Source organism: Sulfurimonas sp. (genome assembly GCF_032250635.1).
Lineage (GTDB): Bacteria > Campylobacterota > Campylobacteria > Campylobacterales > Sulfurimonadaceae > Sulfurimonas.
The window spans coordinates 1-13,000 of sequence record NZ_JAVVFL010000038.1 but is presented as its reverse complement, the minus strand read 5'-3'; the positions used below and the strand labels follow the sequence as shown (position 1 = coordinate 13,000).

General features: G+C 39.7%; 10 protein-coding genes. 6 read left to right on the top strand and 4 right to left on the bottom strand.

The features are described from left to right. The 6 genes from RQ763_RS03830 to RQ763_RS03805 all read left to right on the top strand — a co-directional run. Positions 1-927 (top strand): FMN-binding glutamate synthase family protein (locus tag RQ763_RS03830; protein WP_314151297.1); only part of this gene is annotated, 927 nt, incomplete at its 5' end. Positions 928-937: 10 nt separating this feature from the next. Then, positions 938-2,767 carry a biosynthetic arginine decarboxylase gene (speA, locus tag RQ763_RS03825; RefSeq protein WP_314151296.1) on the top strand — a complete coding sequence of 610 codons (1,830 nt, stop codon included), beginning with the start codon at positions 938-940 and terminating at the stop codon, positions 2,765-2,767. Between the two features lie 9 nt (positions 2,768-2,776). Beyond that, positions 2,777-3,478 (top strand): serine O-acetyltransferase, encoded by a 702-nt coding sequence (cysE, locus tag RQ763_RS03820; RefSeq protein ID WP_314151294.1) that lies wholly within the window; start codon positions 2,777-2,779, stop codon positions 3,476-3,478. Positions 3,479-3,554: 76 nt separating this feature from the next. After that, positions 3,555-4,724 (top strand): pyridoxal phosphate-dependent aminotransferase, encoded by a 1,170-nt coding sequence (locus tag RQ763_RS03815; protein WP_314151293.1) that lies wholly within the window; start codon positions 3,555-3,557, stop codon positions 4,722-4,724. A 164-nt stretch (positions 4,725-4,888) separates the two neighbouring features. After that, positions 4,889-6,385, top strand: a complete 1,497-nt coding sequence (locus RQ763_RS03810) for a SulP family inorganic anion transporter (protein ID WP_314151291.1) — start codon at positions 4,889-4,891, stop codon at positions 6,383-6,385. A 2-nt stretch (positions 6,386-6,387) separates the two neighbouring features. Continuing rightward, positions 6,388-7,263, top strand: coding sequence for a universal stress protein (locus tag RQ763_RS03805; RefSeq protein WP_314151289.1), 876 nt, complete (start codon positions 6,388-6,390; stop codon positions 7,261-7,263). Positions 7,264-7,289: 26 nt separating this feature from the next. Here the strand turns inward: RQ763_RS03805 and RQ763_RS03800 are convergent, their stop codons facing one another. Genes RQ763_RS03800 through lpxD form a run of 4 tightly spaced genes read right to left on the bottom strand, consistent with a single transcriptional unit; the run spans position 7,290 to position 12,823 of the window. Next, a complete protein-coding gene (locus RQ763_RS03800) occupies positions 7,290-9,938 on the bottom strand; it encodes a translocation/assembly module TamB domain-containing protein (RefSeq protein ID WP_314151288.1) in 2,649 nt (882 codons plus the stop codon). After that, positions 9,935-11,629 (bottom strand): autotransporter assembly complex protein TamA, encoded by a 1,695-nt coding sequence (locus RQ763_RS03795; protein WP_314151287.1) that lies wholly within the window; start codon positions 11,627-11,629, stop codon positions 9,935-9,937. The genes RQ763_RS03800 and RQ763_RS03795 overlap by 4 nt, the downstream gene beginning before the upstream one ends. Positions 11,630-11,649: 20 nt before the next feature. After that, positions 11,650-11,853: a hypothetical protein gene (locus RQ763_RS03790; RefSeq protein WP_314151285.1), complete on the bottom strand. Its 204-nt coding sequence runs from the start codon at positions 11,851-11,853 to the stop codon at positions 11,650-11,652. Positions 11,854-11,872: 19 nt separating this feature from the next. Then, positions 11,873-12,823 carry a UDP-3-O-(3-hydroxymyristoyl)glucosamine N-acyltransferase gene (gene lpxD / locus RQ763_RS03785; RefSeq protein WP_314151284.1) on the bottom strand — a complete coding sequence of 317 codons (951 nt, stop codon included), beginning with the start codon at positions 12,821-12,823 and terminating at the stop codon, positions 11,873-11,875. Between the last annotated feature and the right edge of the window lie 177 nt (positions 12,824-13,000).

Sequence of the window (13,000 nt, the reverse complement as noted above, 5' to 3'; positions counted from 1 at the left end):
CCAAACATGACCTTTCAGATGAGCTCCGGTCTTTACGGAGTTCGCGATAAAGATGGAAAATTTGATGAGCTTAGATATGAAAAAGTTATGAAATTTTGCCGCATGACCGAGATTAAAATAGCTCAAGGTGCAAAGCAGACAGGAGGAAAACTTGCGGGCTCGAAAGTCTCTGCAGATATAGCGTACTACAGAGGCGTAGAAGAGGGGAAAGACCTCTTCTCTCCAAACCGTTTTCCATATGCAGATACGACTGCTAATCTTTTGGATTTTGTGCAAAAACTTCAAAATATCTCTAAAAAACCCGTTGGCTTTAAGATAGTTATCTCGGATGCGGCTTCTGTTGAAAAGATGGCAAAAGAGATTGCAAAACGAAAAAATGAGGGAAAATCTATACCCGATTTTATAACGGTAGACAGCGGTGAAGGCGGAAGTGCCACGGCTCCGCTTGAACTTATGGAGTCCGTAGGTTTAACTACAAATAACGCTCTTTATGTTTTAGACACCATGCTTTCAAAACATGGCATTCGCAAAGATATTAAGATAATCGCTAGCGGGAAAATTTTAACTCCCGATGATATAATCATAACTATGGCTATGGGCGCAGATGCCGTAGGGATTGGCAGAGGCTTTATGATGAGCGGCGGCTGCATTCGTGCGCGCATGTGTTCGGGCTTTGGCTCACATGTTTGTCCCGTTGGAATGGCGACGCAAGATCCAAAACGAAGAGCCTCTTACCTCGTTGTCAAAAAAGGTTTGGAGATAGGGCACTATCATAAAAATCTTATCAAAAACATGAAGGTTCTACTATCGGTTATGGGTATTAAACATATATCTGAGCTTGATAAAAAGTACCTTACATTTAAAAACAGAAGCGGTGAAATATATTTTGATATAGATAAATATTTTCATCAAAAATTACATATATAGGTGGATAAATTTGAAAAATTTCGGTCTTAACATTTGGTCTAACAACAATTTTATTATTGAAGACGGTCAGATAAAACTAAACTACAAGTGTATGCCTTCACTTCTTCAAATCGTTGAAGATATTCGTGCGGATGATGTAAGGGGTCCTATTTTGCTTAGGTTTCCACATCTCATAAAGAGCCAAATCAGGACTCTTTATAGTTACTTTGACAAAGCAATACAGCAAAACAACTACAGAGGAAGCTTCAATGCCGTCTTTCCTCTAAAAGTAAATCAGTTTCCGCATGCAGTCGATGCCGTAACATCGCAGGGAGCGCAGTATAACTATGGTCTTGAAGCGGGTTCAAAAGCGGAGCTTATTTTAGCTATGAGCAAAACTCCAAGCGGTGCAAATATTACCGTCAACGGTTTCAAAGACAAAGAGATGATTACTCTGGGTTTTATTGCGGCGCAAAGCGGTCACAATATCACTATCACTATTGAGGGTTTGGGCGAGCTTGAAACCATCATAGAGGTGGCGCAAGAGTGCAATCTAAAAGTTCCAAACATTGGCGTAAGAGTAAGACTTCACAGCACGGGAAGCGGTATCTGGGCTAAGAGCGGGGGGATGGATGCAAAGTTTGGTCTTACCTCTACGGAGATTATTGAGGCAATCTCACTTCTAAAAGATGCGAAACTGCTTAACAAACTCAACATGGTTCACTTCCATATAGGCTCGCAGATGTCAGACATAGCACCGCTTAAAAAAGCTCTTAGAGAGGCTGGAAATATCTACGCAGAACTCAAAAAGATGGGAGCCGATTCACTAAAGAGCATCAACATCGGCGGAGGCTTGGCGGTAGAGTACGACCAGCATGTCATGTCTAGTGCAAGAAACTACTCAATCGATGAGTTTTCAAGCAGTGTTGTCTTCTTGCTCGGCGAAATTATGAATGCTAAAAATGTTGACCATCCAAATATTTTTACAGAATCAGGACGCTTCATAGTAGCTTCTCATGCTGTTTTAATCACGCCTGTATTGGAGCTTTTTACGCAGGATTATCAAGAGAAACTCATAAACTTTAAAGAGGTAAATCCGCCTCTTCTTGTTGAGCTTATAGAGTTAAACGACCTCTTAAATAACACGAACTGTATCGAGTATCTGCATGATGCACTTGACCACATGGAGTCGCTGCTTACACTTTTTGATCTAGGTTATATAGACCTGCAAGACCGCTCAAATGCAGAGATTTTGGTTCATAACATTATAAAAAAAGCGCTCTATCTAAAATCTTCAAATCCGACAGATGAGCTTGCACAACTTCAGGTAAAATTGCAGGAGAGATATCTTATAAACGCATCTATTTTTCAAAGTTTGCCTGATTACTGGGGGTTAGGACAGCACTTTCCTGTTATGCCTCTGCATCATCTAAATACAACCCCGCTAAGAGCCGCATCTCTGTGGGACATTACGTGTGACAGTGACGGAGAGATAGGTTTTAACCCTGACAAACCGCTCTATCTCCATGATGTGAACCTTGATGAAGAGGAGTACTTTTTAGGATTTTTCAATGTCGGAGCATATCAGGAGACTTTAGGAATGAACCACAATCTCTTTACCCATCCAAGTGAATACACCGTCACTATTGATGAGTACTCTTATGAGATTAAAAATGCGGTTGAATCTAAAAGCATACTCGATATTTTGGATTCCATAGGTTATGATGCAAAAGAGCTCTCAAACAAACTTAAAAGTGATCTCTCTAGCTCTGATTTTATTACAGAGAAAGAAAAAAATGATACACTTGCAAAATTAGAACTTTTTTTACATCAAAATGGTTATTTAAGAACTACAAACTAGGAGTTAAAAGTGGGAATTTATGCTGACATCAAAGAAGACTTTTCAAATGCTTACAAAAATGATCCGGCACTAAACTCTAAACTTGACTTTTTGTTTAACTACCCCGGTGTTTGGGCGGTAGCTTGGTACAGAATAGCAAATAGACTCTATAAAGCCAACTTCAAAAGCCTTGCTAGAATCATCATGGGCTTAAACCAATTTTTAACAAACATAGATATTCACCCGGGTGCGGTAATCGGCAGAAGAGTATTTATAGATCACGGCTTTGGTGTTGTTATAGGGCAAACTACCGTCATAGAAGATGATGTGCTTATTTATCAGGGAGTCACTCTTGGCGGAGTTTCTCTCACGCATGGCAAAAGACATCCGACTATAAAAAAAGGTGCCGTAATAGGTGCCGGAGCAAAAATTTTAGGGAATATTACAATCGGAGAGTATGCAAAAATAGGCGCTAACTCCGTTGTTGTAAAAACTGTTCCAAACAATGCTACAGCCATCGGGATTCCCGCACACGTTATAGAAAAAGGGAGATGCAAAGATCCGCTTATGCACAACCTTCTCCCTGACATTAACAAAGAGATGTTTGAGTATCTTCTTAAACGTGTTGCCGTGCTTGAGCACATCTTGGTCGAAGACAACAAAGAGCTTCTTGAGCAGGATCTTGAACTTGAAAAAATCTACGAATCTTTTATCCGCGCAATGAAAAACTAAAAATTTTACAGAGATAACTGCTCACATATCTAATTATTTTAGTATAATTCGCTCAATACTTTTAAAAGGGTTTAATATGCTAACAGACCGTGTTAACACGCTATCCGAATCAATCACAATTGCCATTTCAACACTCGCCGGTGAGCTAAAAGCTCAAGGTAAAGATATCATTAGTTTCTCTGCAGGTGAGCCGGACTTTGATACACCTCGCGTCATTAAAGATGCTGCCATTGCGGCCATAAATGAGGGTTTTACAAAATATACCGCGGTTGACGGCATTCCTACTCTTAAAACAGCTATTGCAAATAAACTAAAAAGAGATAATGGGCTCTCGTATGCTCCAAATCAGATAATTACCAACAACGGTGCCAAACACTCTCTTTTTAACCTCTTTGCGGCAGTTATCCAAAAAGGCGACGAAGTAATCATCCCCTCACCGTACTGGGTAACCTACCCTGAACTGGTTCTCTACTACGGCGGAACAGTCGTAGAGATCGAGACCCATGATGACAATGCGTTTAAGATAACTCCGCAGCAGCTTCAAGATGCCCTTACTCCAAAGACGAAGATGATAGTTCTAACAAGCCCTTCAAACCCGACTGGTGCGGTTTACTCAAGAGCAGAACTTGAAGCCATCGGCAAAGTGCTAGAGGGAACTGACGTTATCGTTGCAAGTGATGAGATGTATGAAAAACTTATCTATGAGGGCGAATTTACATCAGCGGCGGCAGTTAGTGAAGATATGTACAAACGTACGGTTACAATCAACGGTCTAAGCAAATCAGTGGCAATGACGGGCTGGAGATTCGGTTACATGGCGGCGCACAATACAGAGCTTATTCAGGCAACGAAAAAACTTCAAAGCCAAAGCACATCAAACATCAACTCAATCACGCAAAAAGCGGCAATAGCAGGCTTAGACGGTTCTGCAGACGAAGATATCGAGATGATGAGAGTTGCATTTAAAGAGCGCCGCGATGAGGCTGTAAAGCTCATTAACGCAATTGATGGACTGAGTGTCTATAAACCTGACGGTGCTTTTTATCTTTTTGTAAATATAAAAGAGCTGAGCAACGACTCTATGGAGTTTTGTAAGCAGCTTCTAGAGAAAAAAGGCGTAGCGGTAGTTCCGGGTGTCGGTTTTGGAAGTGATGGATACTTTAGATTTAGCTTTGCAACCGATATAGAGAGCATCCGCAAAGGCATTAAACGCATAGAAGAGTTCGTAAAAGAACTAAAGGCTTAAAGATCAATTTTAAGCTTTTTTCTATTTTATCTCTGCCATTACTATGCAGGGATAAATCCACATTTGTTTTAAATCACTTTTTAAAAAACTAAAAACTAAGGATAGAAAATGTGAAAACATAATCTTGCACTGGACAAAAAATAAAAAATAAAAAAGGATAATTATTGTTAGCAAAGTATTTTAAAAAAGAGGAGTGGTTCTCAAATATAAAAGGAGACTCACTTGCAGGAATCGTAGTTGCGCTCGCACTTATACCAGAAGCTATAGCTTTCTCGATCATAGCCGGTCTAGATCCTAAAGTAGGACTTTATGCATCTTTTTGTATTGCAGTAGTCATAGCATTTGTCGGCGGTCGTCCTGGAATGATTAGTGCAGCTACGGGTGCGATGGCTCTTTTAATGGTCACGCTTGTAAAAGAGTACGGTTTGGAGTATCTGCTTGCGGCTACCATTTTGACCGGTATTCTTCAGATGATTGCAGGTTATTTTAAACTCGGGCAGTTGATGAGCTTTGTACCTCGTGCGGTCGTAGTCGGTTTTGTCAACGCCCTTGCCATTCTTATCTTTATGGCGCAGCTTCCCGAACTCACAAACGTCACTTGGCATGTATATGCGCTAACAGCCGCGGGTCTTGGCATAATATATCTCTTCCCTTACATACCAAAGATAGGAACTATGCTTCCGTCCCCGCTTGTAACGATTGTAGCTATCACTTTAGTCGTAGTCCTTTTTGACATAGATGTAAGAAATGTAGGAGATATGGGCGCGCTTCCAGATACGCTTCCGATTTTTTTAATCCCTCAGATTCCATTTAATCTTGAGACACTGATGATTATTTTACCATACTCCATCTCTTTGGCTATGGTTGGTCTTTTGGAGTCTCTGATGACGGCTACTATCGTAGATGATCTAACTGATACAAAGAGTGATAAAAACCGAGAGTGCAGCGGTCAGGGCGTGGCAAACATAGCATCGGGATTTATGGGCGGAATGGCTGGATGTGCTATGATTGGGCAGTCTGTTATTAACGTAAAATCGGGCGGACGAACAAGACTCTCGACTCTTCTGGCAGGTGTCTATCTGCTCATTATGGTCGTCTTTTTAAGCGATCTGCTCTCTATAATCCCGATGGCGGCACTTGTCGCGGTTATGATAATGGTTGCTATCGGTACGTTTGACTGGGGAAGCATCAAGAAGCTAAAGACTCTTCCTATCTCGACAAATGTTGTTATGCTGGCAACTGTAGTTGTCGTTGTCTGGACGCACAACTTGGCTCTTGGCGTATTTGTCGGCGTGCTTTTGGCATCACTATTCTTTGCAAACAAGATCAGCCACTTTATGTACAGTGAGACATATTATGACGAGGCAACAGACACAAGAACATACAAAATTATCGGGCAGGTATTTTTTAACAGTGCCGATAAATTTATAGAATTTTTTGATTTTAAGGAAGTTGTAGAGAATATAACGATAGACTTATCCAGAGCTCACTTTTGGGATATATCTGCCGTTTATGCACTTGATAAAGTCGTTATCAAACTACGCCGTGAAGGTGCAAACGTGACGCTAATCGGGCAGAATCAGGCGAGCAGCACGATCATAGATAGATTTGGCGTACATGATAAACCAGAAGAGATAGAAAAAGTTATGGGAGGACATTAAACATGCAAGATATAAAAAATATAGAGCAGGCAGTTTTTGCCTGTGTTGATGGTTCAAAATACTCAGAGGCGGTATGTGATTATGCTCTTCATATAGCAAAAGAGCTTAATCTTACTCTGGTTTTGCTAAACACTATAGAGCATCCAAATGCCTCATCTGTGACAAACCTCTCGGGAAATATTGCCCTTGGCGAGCGAGACACTCTGCTTCAAGAGCTCTCTCTTGAGGATGCACAAAAAAATAGAGAGACTATAAGTCACTCAAGAGAGTTATTAAAAGAGCTCAAAGAGAGAGTTAGCGACAAAGGCTACTCAAACGTAATCATCTCCCAAAGACACGGTACTCTTTATGAAAACCTCAAAGAGTTGGAAGATAAACTAAGGGTGGTAGTATTTGGCTTCTCAGGCATGGGACATATGCAAAAAGAGGATGAAATAGGCTCTTGCGTTGAGAACATTATAAGAGATGTCGATGCCCCTATAATCTTGGTGAACAGAGACTACTCTCCTATAAGAAACGTAATGATAGCTTTTAACGGTGAGAGCGGTTCTACAAAAGCTCTAGAAGAGCTCTCCTCTTCGCCTATGCTTGGGCGGGAGATAAAAAGATACATTGTAAATGTAAACAGCAATCAAAGCAGATCCGATGAGCTGATAGAGCATGCAAGAGAGATTATCAAAGATGAGACTCTCAATTGTGAGTTTATCCAAAAAACCGGTGAACCTCTCGAGAGCATCTTGGAGTGCATCAACAATAACGACATTGATATGTTAGCAATAGGCTCCTACAGTCATGGAAAACTAAAGAGTGCTCTTTTTGGAAGTTTTACGACGAAGCTTATTCAAAACGTAAAGATTCCTCTTGTTATTTTAAAGTAATCTCTCTGGAGTGACCTATTTTTTCGTCACTCCCCTAATTTAAAATCTTTTATGTAAAAGATACCCACACCCTGCCCCGTCTCTTTTACATCCACGTCTATTCTCACAGACCTACTAAGACTGTACTGCAGTGTCAAGCTTGAGATGTCATCGTTTTTATATACAAGACGTACTTTTTTGCCAAAACGTTTTCCTATCTCATAACCAAGTGTCCCATCTTCGTTTGTTAAAATATTTAGCGTATCGATTTTCAGGTTTACCGACCTGTCTAAAAGCCCTTTTAATCCTGCGCCCAATGCCAATGTGCTAAGAGAGCTTCTTGACGCCTCCTCAGAGGTATCAAAAGCCGATGTCGCGCTGCTGCCAAAAAGAATATAAGAGATTATATTATCCTGACTCATCTGCGGGTTGGATGAGAGTATAAAGACCGGCGACTCCACTCTGTTTGTTATATATATCTCTATGTCGATATTATCGAGCGTGTAGTAGTGAAGATTTAGATTAAGATATGGGTTGGTGTACTCTTCATCATAAAAATATATCTCGCTCTCCTCAAACTCAAACTCTCTATCACTTATGGTTACAGCTCCGCTATGGATTTGAAGCGTGCCCAAAATCTGCATCAATTCGCCAAACTCTTGGTATATGACTAAATTTGGAGTAACTAAAAGCTCCACATCTTTTATCTTGTACTCTATGGGTTTTGATGAGTGTACTCGAATATTTAGCTCTCGTTTCTCATGCTCTTTTTTCGGCGGTTTTATATCTTGGATGATTATAATATCTTCATCTTTGATTGCATACTCTTTTTTGGGAACATAGGTCACGACTCCCTCTAATATGTCGATATCACCGCTAATACTCTGCGAGCCGTTACTATCTACAACCGCTTGAATATCCATTTTGATAGTCACATTTGCATCCGCCGATTCATAGCGAAATTTATCACTTTTTAGAGTAACATCCGCACTCATATCGGAGTAGTTTAACTCTCCGCTTAAAAGTAGGTTATCATATATCCAAAACTCTCTTAACTCAATCGTATCATCTTCGCCAAGAGCAATCTTGGAAGCTCTTTTGGAGAAAATTCTCTTCTGCATCACTCCAAAATCATACTTTTTAAGTATGACTTCCTTATCCGCATAAAAAAATTCAAAATAGGCATCTCTATCCATATAGATATTTTGGGTATCAACTTCTAGTCTATACCATGGGATATCAACTCGTGCCTCTACTTCAACCCTGTCTTTAAAGCCTATTTTTGCGCTTATGATGGCAGAAGCATCAAAAAGCAGACTCTCATCTATAAGGTTTAATTCAAGTTCGGACAAGAGAGTCCTAATAGACTCTACATTTGCCTCTACCGTAAACTCTCTCTTTTGGATACTTCCTTTTATATCAAACCTGCTCTCTCCCGCTTTTAAGATGCCCACAAGACCTTCTTTATCCTCAAAGAGCGTCAAAGAGAGTTTGTCGGTACCAATGCTTGCTCTCATGCTCTCTTGGTTTTTTAGCACAAAGAGATTTAGTTTAGAAAATCTCTGTATATCGTACTCTTTTAGATATGGCGCATCGCTTTTTGGGTAGAGTTCGCCGACAAGCGTTACCGCATCACTCTTTAACTCAACCTTTGCATCTAGGTCTGCATAGATACTCTTTGCTTTGAGTGAAAAATCTTGAAAATCTTTTGTCTGTGCATTTATAGCCAAATCTTTTGCCGCAAAATCGAACCTTGTAAGATTTTTATCTCTTTTTATATCAACGCTAAAGCTCTCAAATGGAAGATTGAACTCATCCTGAACTATTTTTGCTTCTAGGCTTGATACAATATCCGCATCAAACGTTACTCTGCTTTTTTGCTCAACTGCAATCTCGTTTTTCTCATAAAGAGCACGGTAGTTGGAGAAGAGCATAAAAAAATCATCATCAAAATTATAAGTTGCATGAAGCTCAACACTATCTAAAACAAGATCATCTACATCTTTAAATGCAACGCTTTTTATAGATGTTTTTAGATCTGCTTCTTTGCTTGATACATCAAAAAAGAGCTCCAGTTCACTTGGCGTATATATCAAGAAATCAAGATACTCATGATGCGTCTTTTCACTCAGCAAGAGCGTAGATTTACCTTTGGCTCTATTGGCTTTAACACTTCCCTCAAGAGCAACCATTGCATAAGGCGTTTGTGCCTCTAAAGTAATCTTTTGTATATCTGTTTTATTTCTGAGGCTTACATCTAAAGCAGTGAGATTTAATGTGTACATCTCCTCTTTATAGGCTACTTTTACTCTTTGCAAATCTACTTTTGAGATGTTAAGAGCAAAGGGTGATGATTCGCCTTGGCTCTGCATCTCTAGAATCTTATCTGCATCGACAAAAACTCCCTTGGCGCTTATGTAGCTTACTCTTGGAGTAGGATTTGGAAGCATGAGAGGATTGTACTTGATCTTTAGCTCATCAATCTCTACACTCTGTTGATACTTCACCCCTCTTAAAACAACTCCGCTAAAGAGCGTTCCTTCTATATCCTTATACTCTACACCGTACTCTATTAGATACTTTTGCGCCAGATATGGCACCACATCTTTTTGAAAAAGAGCCGTAGACAAAATAGCCGCCGCAAATAACACAAACAGAGCTATAAAATAGAAAAAAGTATAGATTTTTTTTATCAAAACAGCTCTCCTATGTGGAAGTGGATTGCATACTGTTTTGTAGGATTTTCTATATCAAAACCAACATCGATAGCTATGGGACCGATTGGCGTTTTATAGCGAAGACCAAAGCCAGCGCTGTAGTATCCGTTGTCATAACTCGGCATACTCTCATTGCCCAAGAATGTGTTGTCACTAAACAGAACTCCTCTTAAATCACCGTAGATATCAAAGCGTATCTCAGCTGTTGCCTCCAAAATAGAATTTGATCCTATCGGGTTATTTCTACTGTCTGTCGGACCTAGCTTTCTATAGCTATATGCGCGATTACTATGCATACCGCCTGCAAAAAAACGGTATGAGGGAGGAACATCACCTTCTTGTACGTCAAGTGTTCCAAATGTAGCTCTAAATCCTGCAATATAGTCATATATTGGTAGAATATAGCCTCCAGTTGCCTTAAACTTATAGTAGGTAGCATCCGATATATCGCTCTTTACTGAACCCATAATTTGAGAGCTTATAAAGTATCCGCTTGTTGGATCCAGTATCTTATCTCTGGTGTCGTAGCTCCACTCCAGCTTTGGGGAGATTAAAAAAATCGTATACTCAGGGATAAGAATCAAATCTTCGCTATCATAGGTTTTTGATCTCTCAAAAAGAAGACTCTCTTTAAAGAGATGAGGAGTTCTCTTTTGCAAAAAGTAAGGCTCTGCAAAGACTCTGCTCTCTTTAAAAGCAAAAAAATCCTCATTTTCATAACCTATCTCCAAGCCTGTTGCGTTTCTATTTAAAAGAGGCATATCAAAATTTGCTTTTATGGACTGTTTTATTTGAGTTACTCTTGCCTCAATGCCTGCTGTCTTTAGGTTGCCAAAAAAATTTCTATGTTTGAGTCCAAACATAAACATAGCACCCTCATCGCTGCTTGCCCCAATACCCGTTTGGAAACGAATAGGATTTACATTTTCCACTACACTCAAAGCTATATCGACACTGTTGTTTTTATTGATATTTGTATCTATTATAGCTTTTGATATGCCCTCATATCCATACAAGCTCTCATAGCTCATAGCAATTTTATCTGAAGAGAAAAGTTCGCCCTCATCCATGTACAAAAGAGACTCAAGTATCTTCGCATCGATATTTTTAGAGGGTACAATCTCTATCTTCCCAAAATAGCACCTCTCATTTTGCAAAACTTCATAATTCAAATATGCACTGTTTTTCTCTATATCTATCCACGCTTTTGCATTTAACTCCGCACGGCAAAAACTGCTGTTAGCATAGAGAATCTTGATATTTTTTTTGCTTTGTGCAAATTTGTCGGCATCAAAAATATCTCCCTCTGTAAAAGGTATCTGCTTGCCTATGTCTAGTCCTGCATAATATGTAACACTTCTAACAATTATGGGTTCATTCTCTTGTATAAGAAAGGTTATGGAGTTCTCATCACTTATATAAGATATATCTGCATGATAAAAGCCTTTTGATTTGTAGTAATCTTTTAGTGCCTGCGTGGTTAGTTCTATATCTTTTGCATCTAAGGTAGGTTCGTCGGCATAAAATTCGAAAAAGTAGGGTTTATGTAGCTCTAGCGCATCATAAAGTTCTCTTGATGAGATCTCTTTGTTTTGGCTAAAAAAAAGCAGAGGAGTGTTGGCAAATAGAAGTGTAGAAAAGAGAAGAAAGGTTAAAATTTTCTTTTTCAATTACACTCCATTATTTATCACTATTTTAACTCTTTAAGAGCCTCTATTACTTCATCTAAATTTGCAAGCGGGATATGCACTTTCCACTCAGGCTCACCTGCATTTCCAACAAGTGATATACCGATGCTAGCCACACTTGCACTTCCCGCGCCATACGGCTCATCGATCTTAGTTACGTTAATAACACCTTTTTTCGTTCCGCTTAATTGAATTGTTTTTGACATTAACTCATCCTTTTGTTTCTTATTTGATTAGTCTAGCAATTTTACCCTGAAGTTTCAACCACAGTCTATGTTCCATCAAAGGAAATCCAGCAAAGGTTAAGCCGCTTTTCTCAATGCTCTTTGTAACACCGCTGCGTGCCGCCATCGTTGTAAAAGGAGCGATGTTTAGATGTCCTGCCGTAGCACTCTGCCCTCCCAATACAACATTTCTTCCCAAGGTAGTTGAGCCTGCAATGCCTGATTGGGCAACTATAACAGAGTATTCGCCTATAACACAGTTGTGCCCTACCTGGACAAGATTGTCTATTCTTACACCGCGCTTTATAAGAGTTGTTCCAAAAACTGCTCTATCTATAGTGGTTGAACTTCCTATCTCCACATCATCTTCTATAACGACATTGCCGTTTTGGTATATCTTTTTGTGTTCACCCATCTTGTTCGTTGCAAAGCCAAAGCCATCACTTCCTATAGTAGAGTTTGCATGGATTATGCACTCACTTCCTACTCTGCAGTCTCTGTATATTACCACACTTGGATAAATGACAGTGTTATCGCCGATTTGGACATTCGCACCTATGTAGACATGCGCCATAATAGTGCAGTTTTCGCCGATAACGGCACCGTTTGCTATCTCTGCTTTTGGCGAAACAGTGGTGCCTTTTCCTATTTTTGGCTTATCTAGAGTTGCATCCTCAATAGGAGGTGCGAAATACTTTGAAAGTGCTGCCATCTCCCAGTATGGATGTTCAACAACCAAAGCAACGCAACCTTTAGGCACAAACTCTTCTGTAGATTTGTCTACTATTATTGCGCCCGCATTTGAGCTTTGTATCTCTTTTACATATTTTAAATTTGAGACAAAAGAGAGCTCGCTTTTTGTCGCATCCTTAAGGGTATTCATCTTTGTTATCTCAAAACTCTCGCCGCTAAAATCACACTTTAAAATCTCTGCAATCTCTTTTAAATCCATCTTCTCACTCCTAACTGTTTAACTTCGCTATCCTCACCTGAAGCCTTTTCCAATCTCTATGATTCATAAGTGGAAATCCGCTGTAAACTCCGCCGCTCTCTTCTATACTTTTTGTAACTCCGCTTCTTGCGCTAAAGGTAGAAAACGGTGCAATACTGAGATGATCACTAAAAGCAC